Origin of the sequence: Streptococcus sp. FSL L8-0526, assembly GCF_038007145.1 — a bacterium.
GTDB lineage: Bacteria > Bacillota > Bacilli > Lactobacillales > Streptococcaceae > Streptococcus > Streptococcus thermophilus.
In genome coordinates this window covers 245,074-263,966 of sequence record NZ_JBBOWP010000001.1, presented here as the reverse complement: position 1 = coordinate 263,966, position 18,893 = coordinate 245,074, and the positions used below count along the sequence as shown (strand labels likewise).

At 41.5% G+C, this 18,893-nt stretch carries 18 protein-coding genes and 3 pseudogenes; 17 read left to right on the top strand and 4 right to left on the bottom strand.

Going from position 1 to position 18,893, the window contains the following annotated elements; translation table 11 throughout:
- Positions 1 to 89: 89 nt before the first annotated feature.
- The 5 genes and pseudogenes from purF (at position 90) to NSQ85_RS01390 (ending at position 6,041) form a co-directional block, all read left to right on the top strand.
- On the top strand, positions 90 to 1,529 hold the full coding sequence (purF, locus tag NSQ85_RS01410) for an amidophosphoribosyltransferase (RefSeq protein ID WP_179972471.1): 1,440 nt from the start codon (positions 90 to 92) through the stop codon (positions 1,527 to 1,529).
- Between the two features lie 27 nt (positions 1,530 to 1,556).
- On the top strand, positions 1,557 to 2,579 hold the full coding sequence (gene purM, locus NSQ85_RS01405) for a phosphoribosylformylglycinamidine cyclo-ligase (RefSeq protein ID WP_282473546.1): 1,023 nt from the start codon (positions 1,557 to 1,559) through the stop codon (positions 2,577 to 2,579).
- Positions 2,579 to 3,133, top strand: a complete 555-nt coding sequence (gene purN / locus NSQ85_RS01400; protein ID WP_180482339.1) for a phosphoribosylglycinamide formyltransferase — start codon at positions 2,579 to 2,581, stop codon at positions 3,131 to 3,133. The genes purM and purN overlap by 1 nt, the downstream gene beginning before the upstream one ends.
- Positions 3,134 to 3,201: 68 nt before the next feature.
- Positions 3,202 to 4,749 (top strand): bifunctional phosphoribosylaminoimidazolecarboxamide formyltransferase/IMP cyclohydrolase, encoded by a 1,548-nt coding sequence (gene purH / locus NSQ85_RS01395; RefSeq protein WP_340780984.1) that lies wholly within the window; start codon positions 3,202 to 3,204, stop codon positions 4,747 to 4,749.
- Positions 4,750 to 4,920: 171 nt separating this feature from the next.
- Positions 4,921 to 6,041, top strand: a pseudogene (locus NSQ85_RS01390) (IS3 family transposase).
- A gap of 104 nt (positions 6,042 to 6,145) precedes the next feature.
- Here NSQ85_RS01390 and NSQ85_RS01385 read toward each other — a convergent pair.
- Positions 6,146 to 6,985, bottom strand: coding sequence for a CHAP domain-containing protein (locus NSQ85_RS01385; protein ID WP_179974122.1), 840 nt, complete (start codon positions 6,983 to 6,985; stop codon positions 6,146 to 6,148).
- Between the two features lie 307 nt (positions 6,986 to 7,292).
- On the opposite strand from NSQ85_RS01385, the gene purD reads away from it, so the two are divergent.
- The 6 genes and pseudogenes from purD (at position 7,293) to NSQ85_RS01355 (ending at position 12,716) form a co-directional block, all read left to right on the top strand.
- Complete coding sequence (gene purD, locus NSQ85_RS01380) at positions 7,293 to 8,555, top strand: phosphoribosylamine--glycine ligase (RefSeq protein WP_179974123.1); 1,263 nt, start codon at positions 7,293 to 7,295, stop codon at positions 8,553 to 8,555.
- A gap of 346 nt (positions 8,556 to 8,901) precedes the next feature.
- A complete protein-coding gene (purE, locus tag NSQ85_RS01375) occupies positions 8,902 to 9,390 on the top strand; it encodes a 5-(carboxyamino)imidazole ribonucleotide mutase (RefSeq protein WP_179974124.1) in 489 nt (162 codons plus the stop codon).
- Positions 9,377 to 10,468 carry a 5-(carboxyamino)imidazole ribonucleotide synthase gene (gene purK, locus NSQ85_RS01370; protein ID WP_179974125.1) on the top strand — a complete coding sequence of 364 codons (1,092 nt, stop codon included), beginning with the start codon at positions 9,377 to 9,379 and terminating at the stop codon, positions 10,466 to 10,468. The genes purE and purK overlap by 14 nt, the downstream gene beginning before the upstream one ends.
- Positions 10,469 to 10,979: pseudogene (locus NSQ85_RS01365) on the top strand (ketopantoate reductase family protein); the annotation flags it as partial. It abuts the gene before it with no gap.
- Positions 10,980 to 11,092: 113 nt separating this feature from the next.
- Positions 11,093 to 12,391 (top strand): adenylosuccinate lyase, encoded by a 1,299-nt coding sequence (gene purB, locus NSQ85_RS01360; RefSeq protein WP_179974126.1) that lies wholly within the window; start codon positions 11,093 to 11,095, stop codon positions 12,389 to 12,391.
- 52 nt (positions 12,392 to 12,443) lie between these two features.
- A complete protein-coding gene (locus NSQ85_RS01355; RefSeq protein ID WP_179973734.1) occupies positions 12,444 to 12,716 on the top strand; it encodes a hypothetical protein in 273 nt (90 codons plus the stop codon).
- Positions 12,717 to 13,257: 541 nt separating this feature from the next.
- On the opposite strand, the gene argS is transcribed toward NSQ85_RS01355, so the two are convergent.
- The 3 genes and pseudogenes from argS to NSQ85_RS01340 all read right to left on the bottom strand — a co-directional run bounded on the left by argS (position 13,258) and on the right by NSQ85_RS01340 (position 16,986).
- Entirely contained in the window at positions 13,258 to 14,949 is a 1,692-nt protein-coding gene (argS, locus tag NSQ85_RS01350; RefSeq protein ID WP_340780978.1) for an arginine--tRNA ligase, read from the bottom strand.
- 206 nt (positions 14,950 to 15,155) lie between these two features.
- Positions 15,156 to 16,322: pseudogene (locus NSQ85_RS01345) on the bottom strand (tyrosine-type recombinase/integrase).
- Between the two features lie 172 nt (positions 16,323 to 16,494).
- Positions 16,495 to 16,986: a helix-turn-helix domain-containing protein gene (locus tag NSQ85_RS01340; protein WP_084825694.1), complete on the bottom strand. Its 492-nt coding sequence runs from the start codon at positions 16,984 to 16,986 to the stop codon at positions 16,495 to 16,497.
- Positions 16,987 to 17,136: 150 nt separating this feature from the next.
- Between NSQ85_RS01340 and NSQ85_RS01335 the strand changes: the two genes are divergently transcribed.
- The 6 genes from NSQ85_RS01335 (at position 17,137) to NSQ85_RS01310 (ending at position 18,883) form a co-directional block, all read left to right on the top strand.
- Positions 17,137 to 17,322 (top strand): hypothetical protein, encoded by a 186-nt coding sequence (locus NSQ85_RS01335; protein WP_084825695.1) that lies wholly within the window; start codon positions 17,137 to 17,139, stop codon positions 17,320 to 17,322.
- Positions 17,323 to 17,539: 217 nt separating this feature from the next.
- Positions 17,540 to 17,833, top strand: coding sequence for a hypothetical protein (locus NSQ85_RS01330; protein WP_179974131.1), 294 nt, complete (start codon positions 17,540 to 17,542; stop codon positions 17,831 to 17,833).
- Positions 17,834 to 17,836: 3 nt separating this feature from the next.
- On the top strand, positions 17,837 to 18,031 hold the full coding sequence (locus NSQ85_RS01325; RefSeq protein ID WP_179974132.1) for a hypothetical protein: 195 nt from the start codon (positions 17,837 to 17,839) through the stop codon (positions 18,029 to 18,031).
- 13 nt (positions 18,032 to 18,044) lie between these two features.
- Positions 18,045 to 18,281, top strand: a complete 237-nt coding sequence (locus NSQ85_RS01320; protein ID WP_023909301.1) for a hypothetical protein — start codon at positions 18,045 to 18,047, stop codon at positions 18,279 to 18,281.
- Positions 18,268 to 18,609: a hypothetical protein gene (locus tag NSQ85_RS01315; protein WP_340780972.1), complete on the top strand. Its 342-nt coding sequence runs from the start codon at positions 18,268 to 18,270 to the stop codon at positions 18,607 to 18,609. Before NSQ85_RS01320 ends, NSQ85_RS01315 begins: the two co-directional genes overlap by 14 nt.
- Position 18,610: 1 nt before the next feature.
- Complete coding sequence (locus tag NSQ85_RS01310) at positions 18,611 to 18,883, top strand: MerR family transcriptional regulator (RefSeq protein ID WP_179974133.1); 273 nt, start codon at positions 18,611 to 18,613, stop codon at positions 18,881 to 18,883.
- The last annotated feature ends 10 nt before the right edge of the window (positions 18,884 to 18,893 follow it).

Genomic DNA, 18,893 nt, shown 5'->3' with positions numbered 1-18,893 from the left:
CGAGATCAAATTGGAAGAATGAGACGCTAGAGATAGCTACACTCGTTCGTGTTACCTAAGAAAAATATCACAAATAAAAGGTATATAAAATGACATACGAAGTTAAATCTCTTAATGAAGAATGTGGTGTTTTTGGAATTTGGGGTCACCCAGATGCTGCCAAATTAACTTATTTCGGACTTTATAGTCTTCAACACCGTGGCCAAGAGGGGGCAGGAATCCTCTCAAATGATGCGGGTCAATTGAAGCGTCATCGTGATATGGGGCTTCTCTCAGAAGTTTTCCGTGATCCAGCCAACTTAGACAAGCTGACTGGTAAGGCTGCTATCGGTCATGTTCGTTATGCGACTGCCGGTGAGGCTTCTGTAGACAATATTCAACCATTCATGTTTAAGTTTCACGATGGACAGCTTGGTCTTGCTCATAATGGGAATTTGACTAATGCAGTGTCACTAAGACGTGAGTTGGAGAAGAATGGGGCCATTTTTAGCTCAACTTCTGATTCAGAAATCTTAGCTCACTTGATTCGTCGTAGCCATAACCCATCATTTATGGGAAAAGTAAAAGAAGCTCTGAACACTGTCAAAGGTGGATTTGCTTACCTTCTTATGATTGAGGACAAGCTTATTGCAGCTTTGGATCCAAATGGCTTCCGTCCACTTTCTCTTGGTAAGATGGCCAACGGTGCTATCGTGGTTTCATCTGAAACATGTGCCTTTGAAGTAGTTGGTGCAGAATGGATTCGCGATATAAATCCAGGTGAAGTTGTGACAATTGATGATAATGGCATTACTTACGATACCTATACAACAGATACGCAATTGGCTGTTTGTTCGATGGAGTATATATACTTTGCTCGTCCTGATTCAAACATTCAAGGTGTGAATGTCCATACTGCTCGTAAACGTATGGGAGCTCAATTAGCACGTGAGTTCAAGCATGAAGCGGATATTGTGGTCGGTGTGCCCAATTCATCGCTTAGTGCGGCCATGGGATTTGCTGAAGAATCAGGCTTGCCAAATGAAATGGGCTTGATTAAAAACCAATACGCCCAACGTACCTTTATCCAACCAACACAAGAATTGCGTGAGCAAGGAGTTCGTATGAAACTCTCTGCCGTATCAGGTGTTGTTAAAGGAAAACGTGTGGTCATGATTGACGATTCCATTGTTCGTGGAACAACTTCCCGTCGTATCGTTCAACTCTTGAAAGAAGCAGGGGCGACTGAGGTTCACGTGGCTATCGGAAGTCCACCCCTTGCTTACCCATGTTTCTACGGTATCGATATTCAAACACGTAAGGAATTGATTGCTGCCAATCACACAGTAGAAGAAATCCGTGAAATCATTGGTGCGGATAGCTTGACTTACTTGTCTATCGATGGCTTGATTGATTCCATTGGAATTGACACAGATGCACCAAATGGTGGCCTTTGTGTGGACTACTTCAATGGCAAATATTCAACACCATTGTATGACTACGAAAAAAGCTATTTGGAAAGTTTGGAAGAACACACTTCTTTCTATTAAGAGCAGTGCAGAAGAAAAAGAGGAAAAATTATGTCTAAAAATGCTTACGCGCAGTCTGGTGTAGACGTTGAAGCAGGTTATGAAGTTGTTGAACGTATCAAAAAACACGTTGCCCGTACAGAGCGTGCAGGTGTCATGGGAGGTCTTGGTGGCTTTGGTGGTATGTTTGACCTTTCAAAAACAGGTGTCAAAGAGCCCGTTTTGATTTCAGGGACAGATGGTGTCGGAACTAAACTCATGCTTGCTATCAAGTATGATAAGCATGATACTATCGGTCAAGACTGTGTGGCTATGTGTGTTAACGATATTATCGCTGCAGGTGCTGAACCCCTTTACTTCCTTGACTACGTAGCAACTGGTAAAAATGAACCAGCTAAATTGGAACAAGTCGTTGCTGGTGTGGCTGAGGGTTGTGTGCAATCTGGTGTGGCCCTCATTGGTGGTGAGACTGCTGAGATGCCTGGTATGTATGGCGAAGACGACTATGACTTGGCTGGTTTCGCAGTAGGTGTCGCTGAAAAATCACAAATCATCGACGGTTCAAAAGTAGCCGAAGGTGATGTGCTTCTTGGACTTGCCTCAAGCGGTATCCACTCAAATGGTTACTCACTCGTTCGTCGTGTTTTTGCTGATTACACAGGTGAAGAAGTCCTCCCAGAACTTGAAGGCCAAAAACTTAAAGACGTTCTTCTTGAACCAACTCGTATCTACGTCAAAGCAGCTTTGCCATTGATTAAAGAAGAATTGGTTAACGGTATTGCCCACATCACAGGTGGTGGTTTCATCGAAAATGTACCACGTATGTTCTCAGATGACTTGGCTGCTGAGATTGACGAAAGCAAGGTCCCAGTACTTCCAATTTTCAAAGCTCTTGAAAAATATGGTGAAATCAAACATGAAGAAATGTTTGAAATCTTCAACATGGGTATTGGTCTCATGCTTGCGGTGAAACCAGAAAATGTGGAACGTGTCAAAGAACTTCTTGACGAACCTGTTTATGAAATCGGTCGAATTGTGAAGAAGGATGGCGCAAGTGTGGTGATTAAATAATGGCTAATAGGATTGCTGTGTTTGCCTCTGGCAACGGCTCAAACTTCCAGGTGATTGCGGAACAATTTCCAGTAGAATTTGTCTTTTCAGATCACCGTGATGCCTATGTCTTAGAACGTGCCAAAAATCTAGGTGTGGCTAGCCATGCCTTTGAACTCAAGGAATTTGACAATAAAGAAGCTTATGAAGAAGCCATCGTCAAACTCTTGGATGAACACCAGATTGACTTGGTTTGTTTGGCCGGTTATATGAAAATCGTCGGTCCTACCTTGCTAGCAGCTTATGAAGGCCGTATCATCAATATTCACCCGGCTTATCTTCCTGAATTTCCGGGAGCTCATGGCATTGAGGATGCTTGGAATGCAGGTGTTGACCAGTCTGGCGTGACTATTCACTGGGTGGATTCTGGCGTTGATACCGGTAAGGTCATCAAACAAGTCCGTGTCCCACGCCTTGAAGGTGATACCCTTGATACTTTCGAGACTCGCATCCACGAAACAGAGTACAAGCTCTATCCAGAAGTCTTGGATAGTTTGGGAGTAGCGAGAAAATGAGGAAGTGCTAGAGTTGAATGAAAATTTTCGACTGTAGCAGAGAAAGAACTTTAAAAAAGGAAAATAAAATGACTAAACGCGCACTGATTAGTGTCTCAGATAAAGCGGGCATTGTTGAATTTGCCCAAGAACTCAAAAAACTTGGTTGGGATATCATCTCAACAGGTGGTACCAAAGTTACCCTTGACAATGCTGGTGTTGACACCATTGCCATTGACGATGTAACTGGTTTCCCAGAAATGATGGACGGTCGTGTGAAGACTCTTCATCCAAATATCCACGGTGGTCTCCTCGCTCGTCGTGACCTTCATAGCCACCTTCAAGCGGCTAAGGACAATAATATCGAACTTATCGACCTTGTTGTGGTAAACCTTTACCCATTCAAGGAGACTATTCTCAAACCAGACGTGACCTATGCTGACGCAGTTGAAAACATCGATATCGGTGGGCCATCAATGCTTCGTTCAGCGGCTAAAAACCACGCTAGCGTAACAGTTGTTGTAGATCCTGCTGACTATGCTGTTGTTCTTGACGAATTGTCAGCAAACGGTGAAACAACTTACGAAACTCGCCAACGTTTGGCAGCGAAAGTATACCGTCACACAGCTTCATACGACGCTTTGATTGCAGAATACTTCACAGCTCAAGTGGGTGAAACAAAACCTGAAAAACTCACTTTGACTTATGACCTTAAGCAACCAATGCGTTACGGTGAAAACCCTCAACAAGACGCAGACTTCTACCAAAAAGGTTTGCCAACGGCTTACTCAATTGCTTCAGCAAAACAGCTTAACGGTAAAGAATTGTCATTCAACAATATCCGTGACGCTGATGCTGCTATCCGTATCATCCGTGATTTCAAAGACCGTCCAACAGTTGTGGCTCTCAAACATATGAACCCATGTGGTATCGGTCAAGCTGATGACATCGAAACAGCTTGGGACTACGCTTATGAAGCTGACCCAGTGTCAATCTTCGGTGGTATTGTAGTTCTTAACCGTGAAGTGAATGCTGAGACAGCTAAGAAAATGCATGGTGTCTTCCTTGAAATCATTATTGCACCAAGCTATACAGATGAAGCGATTGAAATTTTGACTACCAAGAAGAAAAATTTACGTATCCTTGAGTTGCCATTTGATGCTCAAGATGCTAGTGGAGTGGAAGCGGAATACACTGGTGTTGTTGGAGGTCTCCTTGTTCAAAACCAAGACGTTGTTAAAGAAAGTCCAGCTGACTGGCAAGTGGTTACTAAACGCCAACCAACTGATACAGAAGCGACAGCTCTTGAGTTTGCTTGGAAAGCCGTCAAGTACGTCAAATCAAATGGTATCATCGTGACTAACGACCACATGACACTTGGTGTTGGCCCTGGCCAAACTAACCGTGTGGCTTCCGTCCGTATCGCTATTGACCAAGCCAAAGGGCGTCTTGACGGTGCTGTTCTTGCTTCAGATGCCTTCTTCCCATTTGCAGATAACGTGGAAGAAATCGCCAAAGCAGGTATCAAGGCTATTATCCAACCAGGTGGCTCAGTACGTGACCAAGAGTCTATCGAAGCAGCTGATAAATATGGATTAACGATGATCTTTACAGGCGTTCGTCACTTCCGTCATTAAAAATTTACGAAGCATCTAAGTAATTGGATGTTTTTAAGATGCCTTAAGCTTTCTTTAAGCTATCCAAGCTATACTAAGGTCATCCTAAAAAACTTTTTTTCATAAATCTCCTAAAATGAACTGTACCCCAAAAGTTAGACAGAAAAATTTAACTTTTGGGGTGTTTTTATTATGAAATTAACTTATGAAGATAAAGTTCAAATATATGAATTGAGAAAGCAAGGTCAAACCTTCAACCAACTTTCAAAACGATTTGGTGTGGATGCTTCTGGATTAAGATATATGACGAGATTGATTGAACGTTACGGAATAGAAATTATCAAGAAAGGTAAGCATTGTTACGATTCACCAGAATTAAAACAAGAAATGATTGATAAAGTGCTACTTGAAGGTCGTTCACAAAAAAGTGTAAGTCTTGATTATTGTCTTTCAAGTGGTGGAATGTTGCCTAATTGGATAGCACAATATAAGAAAAATGGGTATACTCTTCTTGAGAAAAGAGGAGGGAGAGTACCTAAAATGGGGCGTAAACCAAAGAAGAAACCCGAAGAGATGACAGAGTTAGAACGTCTTCAAGCAGAAAATGAGTACCTGAGAGCGGAGAATGCTATTCTAAAAAAGTTGAGATAACTCCGATTGAGGGACGAAAAGGAGCAAGAAGAAAAACAGAAATTGTTCAAGGATTGGTAACAGAGTTTCCTTTAGATATCCTTCTAAACATTATCAAACTTGCTCGTTCAACCTATTATTACCACTTAAAGCAACTGAATCAAGTAGATAAAAATCAATCTATCAAAGTGGAAATACAAGCCATTTATGATGAACATAAGGGAAATTACGGATATCGTCGAATAACTCTTGAATTGAGGAATCGTGGTTTTGTAGTGAACCAGAAGAAGGTCCAACGTCTGATGAAGCTCCTTGGTTTAAGTTCCCAAATTCGCCGTAAACGCAAGTATTCTTCATACCAAGGAGAAGTTGGCAAGAAAGCAGATAACCTTAGTGACCAAGGTTGGCAATACCAACATCAGTATTATCATCAATTTTTAGAGAATAAAGGGACCCAACCGTCAATGTCACGTAAGGGAAATAGTCCAGACAATGGTATGATGGGATCCTTCTTTGGTATTCTTAAGTCTGAGATATTTTATGGTTACGAGAAGACGTTTCACTCACTTGAGCAATTGGAACAAGCTATTGTAGACTATATTGATTATTACAATAACAAACTAATCAAGGTAAAACTAAAAGGACTCATTTCTGTGCAATACAGAACTAAGTCCTTTGTGTAAATTAATTGTCTAACTTTTTGGGGTCAGTACAAGAGCTCAGCATCCGCTGGTTTTTTTCTTTCAGTGTATTAAAAAACAACCGTTCTCACGATTGTTCAATAAATTTAAATCTTTTCAAGGACAGATTGGGTTACCCAAGTCTTGAGATTTCCGATTTGGACGAGGATGCCATCGCTAGGTGGGTCAATGGCAAGAACTTTGAAGTTACCTGGAATAGTAAAGGTCTCACCAGGATTGAGGTACTGGTCTGATGTTGGATTACCTTGTACATCAACTTCAAGAACGGGGCTAGGGTCAACGATATTGTGTTTGGTTGGTGTACCTCCAGCTAAATCTTGGCTGGTGATGGTATTTCCTGACACAGAGGTGACACGGAAGGTACCTGTGAATCGGACTGAATCGCCAACTTTTATAGAAGAATTAGTAAGATTTCTATTTTGAGTTCCTGATTCGAGGTCTTTAAAATGGATATATCCAGACACTTGACTCTTATGGAAGCTACGTTTGTGATATTTCTCAGGCCCCTGACCCGCATCGTAGTTGTATTCTTCAATAGTTACCTGATCACCATGTACTTCTGCAACCCAAGCGACATGCCCCATGTGACCAGCTCCATTAACACCAGCTGAGAACCAGGCGATGCTCCCTACGGCAGGATTCATGTCAACACGGTGGCCATTCGCACGTGCGATATTACCCCAAGTGATGGCATTTCCATAACCTATAGGTAAGGTGAATCCATTGGTGTTGCTAAGGCGGTAGGCCGCAAAGGAAGTACACTGACGCCAGTACATAGTCCAAGGGTCCACGCCGAAGCCACCATATTTCCAAGAAAAAGGGTAGTCATCTCCGAGGACAGCTGCCTGAGCAGAGCCGCTGCACGAAACCGAAACAGTCGCTAGACAAGCTAGCAGTATGAGATAATTGAGTAATTTTTTCTTCATTTCAACCTCCACCTACCTATTCGCAGTTTTTCAGGAAAATGAAGATGATTTTTGAATTTAAGTCTCTCTTAAGATATTTAGACTATACTATCATTAATCCTAAATAACTTTTTTCATTTTCATAATCTCCTAAGAGGCGGTCCAAGTGGTCGCCTTTTTTATGTTCAAATTTGGCTACACACCCATATCTCCGAACAAATATGTTATAATAGTTACATATAATTCGTGAAAATAACTAATTTTTCCGAATGATGGTCGTTAACGGGCATTTGCCCCTAGTCTTATTTGATATTGAGGTATCTTTCAAATGAAACTTTTGGTTGTTGGTTCTGGCGGTCGTGAACATGCGATTGCCAAGAAATTATTGGAGTCTAAGGACGTTGAGCAGGTTTTCGTGGCTCCTGGTAATGACGGGATGACATTGGACGGTCTTGATTTGATCAATATCGGAATTTCCGAACATTCTAAGCTTATTGACTTCGCAAAAGCGAACGATATTGCTTGGACCTTTATCGGTCCAGACGATGCCCTTGCGGCTGGTATCGTGGATGATTTCAATGCGGCAGGACTCAAAGCCTTTGGTCCGACCAAGGCTGCGGCTGAACTTGAGTGGTCTAAGGATTTTGCTAAGGAAATCATGGTCAAATATGATGTTCCAACAGCAGCCTATGGCACATTTTCAGATTTCGAGGAAGCTAAAGCCTATATTGAGGAAAAAGGCGCTCCAATCGTCGTCAAGGCAGACGGTTTGGCTCTAGGTAAAGGTGTCGTCGTTGCTGAAACAGTTGAGCAAGCAGTAGAAGCCACTCACGAGATGCTTTTGGACAATAAATTCGGTGACTCAGGTGCGCGTGTGGTCATCGAGGAATTCCTGGACGGGGAAGAGTTCTCTCTCTTTGCATTTGTCAATGGGGACAAGTTCTACATTATGCCAACGGCTCAAGACCACAAACGTGCTTATGATGGTGACAAGGGACCTAACACTGGTGGGATGGGTGCCTATGCGCCAGTTCCTCACTTGCCACAGAGCGTGGTTGACACAGCGGTTGACACTATTGTCAAGCCGGTTCTTGAAGGCATGATCAAAGAAGGTCGTCCCTACACTGGTATCCTTTACGCTGGTCTTATCTTGACAGCTGACGGCCCTAAAGTCATCGAGTTCAACTCTCGCTTTGGTGATCCTGAAACGCAAATCATCTTGCCTCGTTTGACATCTGATTTTGCGCAAAATATCACTGACATTTTGGATGGCAAAAAGCCAGCAATCACTTGGACCGATAAGGGTGTGACACTTGGTGTGGTTGTAGCATCAAACGGTTACCCACTCGCTTATGAGAAAGGCGTCAAGCTTCCAGCCAAGACAGAGGGCAACATCATCACTTACTATGCAGGTGCTAAATTCGCTGAAAATAGCCAAGACCTCCTTTCAAACGGCGGACGTGTCTACATGCTGGTCACAACAGCAGACACCGTTAAAGATGGTCAAAATATCATCTACAGCGAACTCAACAACCAAAACACAGAAGGCTTGTTCTACCGTACAGATATCGGTAGCAAGGCTAACAAATAATAAGTGACCGTAGGTTGTAAAAGGCGAGCGAAAGCGAGCCAAACTAAGATAATGGTTACCGTGGTGAAAAGACCAGAACAGATCCTGTTCTGGTCGGGGGAACTTTGAGACCCTAGGCTAAAAGTTTAGGGATGAAACCGAAGGTTTGCTTCCGTCCCCACCACCTAAGACCATTATCAAAAAAAGAAATAATATAAGAAAGGGAATGTTCAGTTAGTTTTCCTAACCGAACACGGGACTAAATCCCTAGGAAAAAAGATAAAACTGCCTAGACGTAACGTCGTCATTAGTTTCTCAATTTTTCTACGGGAGTTTTCGCAAGCGAATCGTCCCTTTGTATCTTAATATGAAACCAGTAATTTCCATCATCATGGGCTCAAAATCCGACTGGGCAACCATGCAAAAAGCCGCTGAAGTCCTCAATAACTTCGGTGTCGTTTACGAAAAGAAAGTTGTTTCTGCACACCGTACACCGGACCTCATGTTCAAACATGCCGAAGAAGCCCGTAGCCGTGGCATCAAGGTCATCATCGCTGGTGCGGGTGGTGCAGCTCACTTGCCAGGGATGGTAGCAGCTAAAACTACCCTTCCAGTCATTGGCGTGCCTGTCAAATCTCGTGCTCTTAGCGGTGTGGATTCACTTTATTCCATCGTTCAGATGCCAGGTGGAGTACCAGTCGCAACTATGGCGATCGGTGAAGCAGGTGCGATCAACGCAGCCCTCTTTGCCCTTCGTCTTCTCTCGGTAGAAGACAAGGCTATTGCAGAGACACTTGCTAACTTTGCTGAAGAACAAGGAAAAATCGCAGAGGAGTCTACAAATGAGCTTAACTAAAACCATTGGTATCATCGGTGGTGGCCAGCTTGGTCAGATGATGGCCATTTCTGCTATCTATATGGGCCACAAGGTTATCACCCTTGATCCTGCATCAGATTGTCCATCTTCTCGTGTGTCTGAGGTTATCGCGGCACCCTACGATGATGTAGATGCTCTTCGTCAGTTGGCGGACCGCTGTGATGTTCTCACTTATGAATTTGAGAATGTCGACGCTGACGGTCTTGACGCTGTCATCAAGGATGGACAACTTCCACAAGGAACAGAACTGCTTCGCATTTCACAAAACCGTATCTTTGAGAAGGACTTCCTTTCAAACAAGGCTCAAGTAACGGTGGCACCTTACAAGGTCGTGACCTCTAGCCTTGATTTGGAAGATATTGATCTTTCTAAAAATTACGTCCTCAAGACTGCGACAGGTGGTTACGATGGCCACGGTCAAAAAGTCATCACATCAGCCGAAGATTTGGAAGAGGCAAATGCACTTGCTAACTCAGCTGAGTGTGTCTTGGAAGAGTTCGTCAACTTCGACCTTGAAATTTCGGTTATCGTGTCTGGTAACGGCAAGGATGTGACGGTTTTCCCAGTTCAGGAAAATATCCACCGCAACAACATCCTCTCTAAGACTATCGTTCCAGCTCGTATTTCTGATAGACTAGCAGACAGAGCTAAAGCTATTGCTGTGAAGATTGCTGAGCAACTTAACCTCTCTGGTACCCTTTGTGTAGAAATGTTTGCGACAGCTGATGACATCATTGTCAACGAAATTGCGCCACGCCCACACAATTCAGGGCACTACTCAATCGAAGCCTGCGACTTTTCACAATTTGACACACATATCTTGGGCGTTCTCGGAGCACCACTTCCAGCAATCAACCTCCATGAACCTGCTGTTATGCTCAACATCCTCGGCCAACACGTCGAAGCAGCTGAGCGTTATGTCACAGAAAATCCAAGCGCCCACCTCCACATGTATGGTAAACTAGAAGCGAAGCACAACCGAAAGATGGGTCATGTGACTTTGTTTAGTAATGAGCCAGATAATGTGGTTGAGTTTGGGAAAGGAATTGATTTTTAGATAAAAATAGCAATTCTAGGACTCGAAGTCATTGGAATGACTTATGCTACGCCTTTCAAAAAGCTGGCCACCAAGTAGAACATGTATTGAGGGAGTAAGCGAGACAATGCTCAAAAATCTCTCTCGGTTGACCTGCTAGATGGTCGCTATCATTCCAAGGGTGAAAACAAACATGACACCTATGAGGTACATGTGGCGAAAGCTCATTCAGAATACGATTTTATTTTTCTGAGTGTGAGTCATGGCTTTGTCAAAGAAGCTGTGGAAATCTTGCGAAAAAATAATGTCAAAGGTACCCTTGTTTTCTTCTGTAATTTCTGGGATACTCGAAAAGAGGTAGAGGAGTGGGCAGGAGACTACGTTTATATTCTAGCTTTTCCAACTGCTGGAGGCCAAGATGCGGGATGACCATTTGGATGGCGTCTTGTTCGACAATTTAATACTAGAAGGTGGGCAAAAAGCACAGATTTCTAACGATACTGATTTGACGACTTTACTAACTTCTGCTGAAAAATCTTAGACCTCTAAAGAAGAAAGACTGAAGTGGGCAGTTGCTACGGCTGTATTTCTAGTTTTATTTTTGATATTTGCATTTTTTAGATAATTTGAAGGAGAAACAATAACATGATCGAACGTTACTCTCGCCCAGAAATGGCGAACATTTGGACTGAAGAAAATAAATACCGTGCTTGGCTTGAGGTGGAAATCTTGGCTGACGAAGCATGGGCTGAGTTGGGGGAAATCCCCAAGGAAGAAGTGGCTTTGATTCGTGAAAAGGCGGACTTTGACATCGACCGTATTTTAGAAATTGAGCAGCAAACTCGTCACGATGTGGTTGCTTTCACACGTGCGGTTTCTGAAACTCTTGGCGAAGAGCGTAAGTGGGTTCACTATGGTTTGACTTCTACCGACGTGGTAGATACTGCCTATGGTTACCTCTACAAACAAGCCAACGATATTATCCGCAAGGATCTTGAAAACTTCCTTAATATCATCGCTGACAAAGCGAAGGAACACAAGTATACGATCATGATGGGTCGTACGCATGGTGTGCACGCTGAGCCTACAACTTTTGGTCTCAAATTAGCGACTTGGTACAGCGAAATGAAGCGTAATATCGAGCGTTTCGAGCATGCGGCTGCTGGTGTGGAAGCTGGTAAGATTTCTGGTGCGGTTGGTAACTTTGCCAACATCCCACCATTTGTTGAAAAGTATGTCTGCGACAAGCTTGGTATCCGTGCTCAAGAAATCTCTACACAGGTGCTTCCTCGTGACCTTCACGCTGAGTACTTTGCAGTTCTGGCCAGCATCGCAACTTCTATCGAGCGTATGGCAACTGAAATTCGTGGTCTTCAAAAATCTGAACAACGTGAAGTGGAAGAGTTCTTTGCTAAAGGTCAAAAAGGATCTTCAGCAATGCCTCACAAACGTAACCCTATTGGTTCTGAAAACATGACAGGTCTTGCACGTGTCATCCGTGGTCACATGGTAACAGCTTATGAAAACATAGCCCTTTGGCACGAACGCGATATCTCTCACTCATCAGCTGAGCGTATCATCGCACCAGACACAACCATCTTGATTGACTACATGCTTAACCGTTTTGGAAACATCGTTAAGAACTTGACAGTCTTTCCAGAAAACATGATCCGCAACATGAACTCCACATTTGGTCTTATCTTCAGTCAACGTGCTATGCTTACCTTGATTGAAAAAGGCATGACGCGTGAACAAGCTTACGACCTTGTTCAACCTAAGACAGCTCAATCATGGGATAACCAAGTAGACTTTAAATCACTTTTTGAAGCAGACCCAGAGGTAACTTCTCGCCTCACTCAAGAAGAAATCGACGAAATCTTCAACCCAGTTTATTATACTAAACGTGTTGATGAAATCTTCGAACGCATCGGTTTGGGTGACTGATTTATATGAACAAGAAAAAGCAGGACCGCCCTGCTTTTTTATGGTGATATCTATGTCACTATTTTTGTTCTCTTTTTTGCTTTACAATAGGGTCATCGCAAGAAAACTGTCAGGAAGGAGGAGTTTATCATTCTTAAAAGGACGATTTAACTGTTTGCCGGAACTTAGTCTCTTAATAGTAATCCTTGCTTATAATATCATCCGGATTATGAATGATTTAGGAAGTATCAAAGTTCCTTCTTGGTTTTTAGATATGGATATTCCTAATGGGTGCTTACTATTACTTATTTTGCTTATCGTTTTAAAAAGTGATGAAAGAGAATAATATTTTAAGTAACCTTTAAGTTCATTAAGATATATTATAACCATCCTAATAAAGCAGCTAGCTTTTGTGAGCTAGAGGTGAACATAATTTTTTCATAACAAATTTCCCCGAAGAAAGTCTAGCAATCTAGGCTTTTTTCTTCTTTTTGATGTTTTATTAGGATATTTTAAGAAAACACTTGAAAACCCTTCTAGAAAAAGATGATATAGTTATATAAAGATTCTATTGGACAAGTGGTCACCTTTGAAGATTAGGTTGGGAAGCCTGTACAATCGTATCTTTTCAGTGGTCTTTGGACTGCTGTGAAAATCCCTCAGTTTTTTTTGTGCTGCGATTTAAGGTTTCTTTAAGGTAGGGGGGTTATACTGTAAATCTCCTAAATAACTTTTACTGAATACTGTTCAGTAAGTCTCGTTGGCTTACACTTTTTGTAGAACAACGAACTTTTCTTTTTCATAATCTCCAAAAGAGCTCAACATGATGTGTTGGGTTCTTTTTTTGGTTACTAAAAAAAAACGCCCTTAGGCGTTTTAAGTATAGATTACATTTCGTCTGGAGCTTCAACACCGAGAAGGCGAAGGGCTTCTTTGAGGACTGTTGCTGTTGCGTAGCAAAGAGCCAAACGGCTGTCACGTTCTGGGCTTTCGTCCAAGATACGTGTGTGCGCATAGTATTTGTTAAAGGCTTGAGCCAAGCTGATAGCAAATTTAGCAACGATAGATGGTTCAAAGTTGTCTGATGCACGGTTGATGATACGTGGGAAGTCTTGTAAGAGTTTGATGATTTCCCAGCTTTCAACGTCGTTTAAGCTGTATGTAGCATCTGCAGATGGCGTGAATTCAGCCTTGCGCAAGATAGATTGGATACGAGCGTGTGCATATTGAACGTAAGGTCCAGTTTCCCCTTCGAAAGATACCATAGCATCAAGATCAAAGTCATAACCATTCATGCGGTCTGTTTTAAGGTCATAGAACTTGATAGCTCCAACACCAACAGCGTGAGCAACAGCTTCCTTGTTAGGTAAGTTTGGATTCTTAGCTTCGATTTGAGCTTGGGCACGGTTAATAGCCTCAGCGATAGTTGGCTCAAGCAGGATAACGTTACCTTTACGAGTCGACAATTTCTTACCGTTCTTAGTTACAAGACCAAAGGCAACGTGAGTCATGTCGTCAGACCAGTTGTAGCCCATTGCTTTAAGAACAGCTTTCAACTGTTTGAAGTGGGCAGATTGTTCATTACCAACTACATAGATGGCTTTGGCAAAATCATAAGTACGTTTACGGTAGAGGGCAGCAGCTAAGTCACGTGTGATGTAGAGTGTTGCACCATCTGATTTTTTGATGAGGGCTGGGTGTTCGATACCGTATTTTTCAAGGTTAACCACTTGGGCACCTTGGGATTCTTGGAGAAGTCCTTTCTCTGTCAAAATGTCTACGACTTCATCCATCTTATCATTGTAGAAAGCTTCACCATTGTAGCTATCAAATGAAACACCGAGTTCATCGTAGAGACGGTTGAATTCCACTAAGCTTTCGTCACGGAACCATTGCCAGAGGGCAGTTGCTTCCTCATCATCAGCTTCCAATTTACGGAACCATTCACGAGCTTCTTCGTCTACAGATGGGTCTTTTTCAGCTCCGGCATTGATACGCACATAAAGTTGAAGGAGTTCATTGATGGGATTGGCTTTGACAGCTTCCTCGCTACCCCATTTCTTATAGGCAACAATCAGCATACCAAATTGTTTACCCCAGTCACCCAAGTGATTAATGCGGACTGGTTTGTAACCTTGTTTAGCCACGATGTTGGCAAGAGCATCAGCGATAACCGTTGAACGCAAGTGACCGATAGAGAAAGGTTTAGCGATGTTAGGACTAGACATATCAAAGGCAATGTTACGGCCGTTACCGATGTTTTGGTCAGCGTAGTGGCTACCTTGAGCGATGACTTGTCCAAGAACGTCCGCTGAGATTTTTGATTTATCGAGGAAGATGTTAATATAAGGACCAATAGCTTCAACCTTTTCAAAGTTTGAGGCATCAATTTTTTCAGCGATGTCTGCTGCAATCATTTGAGGAGCCTTGCGCAAGACTTTTGCCAATGAAAAGGCAGGAAAGGCTATGTCTCCCATGTCAGCATTTTTAGGGGTTTCAAGCAGATTTTGAATGTTTTCTTGTTCCAACTCAGGAACAACTTTAGCAATTTCTGCTGCAATGAGTTCTTTAGTATTCATAGGTACTCCATTTCAAATCTTGTCATTCAAATCTATTTTACCATTATTTTAGTTAATAGGGTAGAGACAAGAAAGTATCTCTTGAGAAGTATTTCATGAAAAAATACCCCTGTTATCGGTTAGAATAAGCACACCCTTTGAAAATAAAGGGTCTGTAACTGCTAACTCATATTCTAATTTAAATTTGCTTACCTTTTTGCTTACTTTTAGATAGATTTTAGTGCTTGCTCATAAAATGACGTCGCTTTTTTAGCGTTCTCTTTTGATAAGTGACTGTAAGTGTCCATAGTCATTGAAAGAGTAGAATGTCCTAGGCGGTGTTGCAACTCCTTATAAGGAATACCCGAATTAAGGAATAAACTAGCATGAGTATGTCGAAAGCCGTGGAAACCTATGTTATTTACCCCAGCGCGTTTAAAATGCGACTTAAGTCTTCCCGCTAATGATTTATAATTTGGGTAGGCATTGATGAAATCAGAGAAAACCACTGTTTCAGTCCTACCTAGTTTCCAAGATTCTTGAGTTTGCTTGTGTTGGTATCTTTTCATCATGGTTACGGTTTGCTTATCTATGTCGATATCTCGATAACCAGATTTTGACTTTGGACTATTTAACTCCAGTTCACAGTTTAAAGTCTTTGTTATATGGACAACCGAATTATCAAGGTCAATATCAGACCATGAGAGAGTCAAAGCCTCGTTAACACGGCAACCAGTGGCAAGTAAGAACTTGTATAGCGTAATGTCATAATAATTTTTATATTTAGAGTTGTCTAAACTATCAAGGTAGGTAAGAAATTGTTTTAGCTCGTCATTGTTGAAATGCTTAACTTTGGCTTTCTTATCTTTTTGAGTGTTTCGAGGTAAAACAACATTATTAGCTGGGTTAGTGGGAATAACTTGTAAAATCACTCCATACTATAATATACGTTTGTTAAGGGTGTGAATTTTACTGTAATGAAGATAAGCGCCAGCCTCACCAGTATTTGCACTGTTTGCCAGCTTATTCATAGTGGACTGAATGAGTGGGGTTGTCAGCTTATCCAGTTTAAACTCACCAAACAATGGTAAAACATGGTTATTTAAGAGCCCTTTTTGTGTGTTCCTTGTATTGGCTTTAACTGTATTTTTATAGCTATCCCACCATGAAATAGCTAATTCCTCGTATGTTTCTATCGCTACTTCTTTGTAACGTGTTGAGCCATTGGCTTTGAAATCAAATTGCGCTTGTTGGGCTTTGGTCTTGAGTTCTTTCTTTGTCCTAGCGGTTACTTTGGTTGTAACTTTCTTTCCAGTGATTACATCAACACCAAGATATATATTAGCACGATAGACGGTTGAGCCGTCTTCTTTCTTTATCTCGTTAATTTTCATGATAAACCTTTCTAAACATCAGCAGGCAAGCCGTAATAAGGTTTTTAGATTGGTTGAATGTTTAAGAGATAGTGTTATATCAGTTAGAACTTAATCGAATAGTGAGCGAACAATTAAATAGCGAGCTGATAAAGAATGAAGTTCGAGTGAAGTAAGAGAAAGATAACCCAAATTAGTCTCTCCTTAGTTTTTGGATAAGCAAACGTTTCTCAAACAGCATATCAATAAGCGCTAAAATTTCATGGTCTAGTCGCTCTAGCGCTTCTTTTTCAGCGTCAGAATATTCTTCTTTACTTTCAATCTGAAAAAATACTTTTTTTAAGTTATCATAAAACTCCCCCAGTCCCTCATTTTGGATAATGCTATCTATTTGCTTTGCAATATCATTGTCTTTGGCGTAATCGGAAAGATCTTGAATTTCTTTGATAACAGCTTTTTTTGTTTTAGTTATTTGCTTTTCTTGTTCTTCATCAATGTAACCAAGCAAATAACCAACACTAACTCCGAAGAAGTCTGCTAATTGTTGGGCTTTCTCGAGTTTGATTTGGCTTTCACTATTTTCAAGGCGTTGTATTGTACGTTTAGGAATGTTCACTGCCTCAGCTAACTCTTGTTGAGTCATTCCCCCGTTTTTACTTTTTCTTAGCTCTTTTATTCTATTCATAATTTACCTTTCATAAAAACAGTTTAACATAAAACGTCAAAAAGTGGAACTTTTTGTTTATTTTTAATATTTTTTAGTTGACATACGACGAAAAGTGGAATATTATAAAATTACAAAACCGCCAATTTATGGCGCAGGAGGTGAGAATAATTGTTGATTACGAGCAAACAAGCAAAAGCGATTCGGAGAAAGCAAGCCGATGAAAATTTAACATCGAAGCAAACAAGCGAAAATATTGGGATATCTCAGTTTACATATCGAAAAATTCGAAATGGTGCAGAGGTACGCCCTACGGTTTATCAAAAAGTCATGGAATGGCTAGCAGAAGATTATTAAGAGCAACAAAAAAAGCCTACGAGAGCGTCCAAACTACCGAGGCTTTTTTCCGACAATTACTAAAAAATAAATTACAGCAGGCAAGCCGTAATAAGGTTTTTAGTTTTGATAATCAGAGATACCTCAATTATACCATGAATTGCTGGTATCGCATACCCCTACTTAGAGCGCTACCTCTTAAAAATAGCGATTAAAGAAAACGATTGAGGTAAAGAAAATGATGAAGAAAAACACAATCACAGTTAAACAAAGCAATGAGCTAGGTTTTAAATTGACGGACGTTAAAACTGGTTTGCAAGCACTACGCAACTACGCTAACACTCTTATGCTTGCGAAACACGCTGGAGCAGATAATGGACTACTGCGCTATGAAACAGATAACTTTCTAGAAAAAGTCTTTGATATGGTTGAAATTTATTCTAACGAGTTAGATAGGGTTGCTTTTTACCTACTCGAATGCGACAACCCAGAGGAATTAAAAGCATACGAGGCAGAGGAAAAAGGAGAGTAAGCCATGACTACTGAATTAAATTTATCTGCTAGCCAGTTTATTATCCTAGCTATTATTTTATCGCTTGCCGTAACTGTTTTATGGCTTAAAAAAAGCTATTTTCAGCTTGATATAGAGCCCGTGACAGATAACACCGCGCGCAACGTAGGCACACGCTACGGAGCTTATATTCAATCACAAGGCAAGTATTATAACTAGAAAGAGGAACATCATGACCGAAAAATTTAACTTACCAGCCGAAAGAGCTAAAAGCTTTGGCTTAGAACTCGAAGAGGCTTATAACACTATGGTGGCTTTTTCCCTTGAAAATAAATTTGATTGTTACCCACCACAAGACCGCAAGAAGTTAGAAAGTGTGTTTGAATTTTTAATGAACGCCACTGATATGTGGATGAATGGGCAAATTATGGTAAGTAGCCAAGAAAGAGGTGTGAATGAAAAGAAATAGACCGCAAGAGGTTGAAATGGCGGTTTTAGCTCTCCTAAAGAAAGGGAATGATAATACTACGACTGGTGGAGAGCTAGCCACTATCACGGGTTACAACACTCGTCTAATATCCAGTGCAATTAGTAACCTAATTATTCACTATGGTGTTCCTATCATTGGCGCTAGGGTTGGTACCCGTAATGGGTACTATATAGCAGAAACCAGAGAAGAACTATTAGAAGGGCTTGTATCTCTAAAAAAACAAGTTAAGAACGAGCAAAAAAGGTTAGACGTTCTAATGTCTATCGAGGACGTGACTAACTACAAGAAAATACTAGAAAGGGGCTAATATGCAAGTATTAAGCGAAGAATACCAAAAGGAGCTCGCCCAAGGGGTTATATCGGTACTAGATAAAGCCCTAGAGGGCTATTCTAAGCTCGATAAACACCAGTTAGGGCTAATCACTGCCCAGCAAGCTATGGACGAACTAGGACTTAAATACAACACCCTAAGACGTTGGGAAGAGGCAGGGCTTAAACGCTATCAGCCACCAGTGGAAGACACGCGCAAAGTCTATTACCGTGTCAGTGATATTCTAGCTTTTCTGGGCATCTATAACTAGAAGGAGGGTG

What these genes read in the sequence shown, in the direction of transcription:
- purF (WP_179972471.1), top strand. Translation starts at nt 90, where the DNA reads ATGACATACGAAGTTAAATCTCTTAATGAAGAATGTGGTGTTTTTGGA.
- purN (WP_180482339.1), top strand. Translation starts at nt 2,579, where the DNA reads ATGGCTAATAGGATTGCTGTGTTTGCCTCTGGCAACGGCTCAAACTTC.
- purH (WP_340780984.1), top strand. Translation starts at nt 3,202, where the DNA reads ATGACTAAACGCGCACTGATTAGTGTCTCAGATAAAGCGGGCATTGTT.
- NSQ85_RS01385 (WP_179974122.1), bottom strand. Translation starts at nt 6,985, where the DNA reads ATGAAGAAAAAATTACTCAATTATCTCATACTGCTAGCTTGTCTAGCG.
- purD (WP_179974123.1), top strand. Translation starts at nt 7,293, where the DNA reads ATGAAACTTTTGGTTGTTGGTTCTGGCGGTCGTGAACATGCGATTGCC.
- purE (WP_179974124.1), top strand. Translation starts at nt 8,902, where the DNA reads ATGAAACCAGTAATTTCCATCATCATGGGCTCAAAATCCGACTGGGCA.
- purK (WP_179974125.1), top strand. Translation starts at nt 9,377, where the DNA reads ATGAGCTTAACTAAAACCATTGGTATCATCGGTGGTGGCCAGCTTGGT.
- purB (WP_179974126.1), top strand. Translation starts at nt 11,093, where the DNA reads ATGATCGAACGTTACTCTCGCCCAGAAATGGCGAACATTTGGACTGAA.
- NSQ85_RS01355 (WP_179973734.1), top strand. Translation starts at nt 12,444, where the DNA reads ATGTCACTATTTTTGTTCTCTTTTTTGCTTTACAATAGGGTCATCGCA.
- argS (WP_340780978.1), bottom strand. Translation starts at nt 14,949, where the DNA reads ATGAATACTAAAGAACTCATTGCAGCAGAAATTGCTAAAGTTGTTCCT.
- NSQ85_RS01340 (WP_084825694.1), bottom strand. Translation starts at nt 16,986, where the DNA reads ATGAATAGAATAAAAGAGCTAAGAAAAAGTAAAAACGGGGGAATGACT.
- NSQ85_RS01330 (WP_179974131.1), top strand. Translation starts at nt 17,540, where the DNA reads ATGATGAAGAAAAACACAATCACAGTTAAACAAAGCAATGAGCTAGGT.
- NSQ85_RS01325 (WP_179974132.1), top strand. Translation starts at nt 17,837, where the DNA reads ATGACTACTGAATTAAATTTATCTGCTAGCCAGTTTATTATCCTAGCT.
- NSQ85_RS01320 (WP_023909301.1), top strand. Translation starts at nt 18,045, where the DNA reads ATGACCGAAAAATTTAACTTACCAGCCGAAAGAGCTAAAAGCTTTGGC.
- NSQ85_RS01315 (WP_340780972.1), top strand. Translation starts at nt 18,268, where the DNA reads ATGAAAAGAAATAGACCGCAAGAGGTTGAAATGGCGGTTTTAGCTCTC.
- NSQ85_RS01310 (WP_179974133.1), top strand. Translation starts at nt 18,611, where the DNA reads ATGCAAGTATTAAGCGAAGAATACCAAAAGGAGCTCGCCCAAGGGGTT.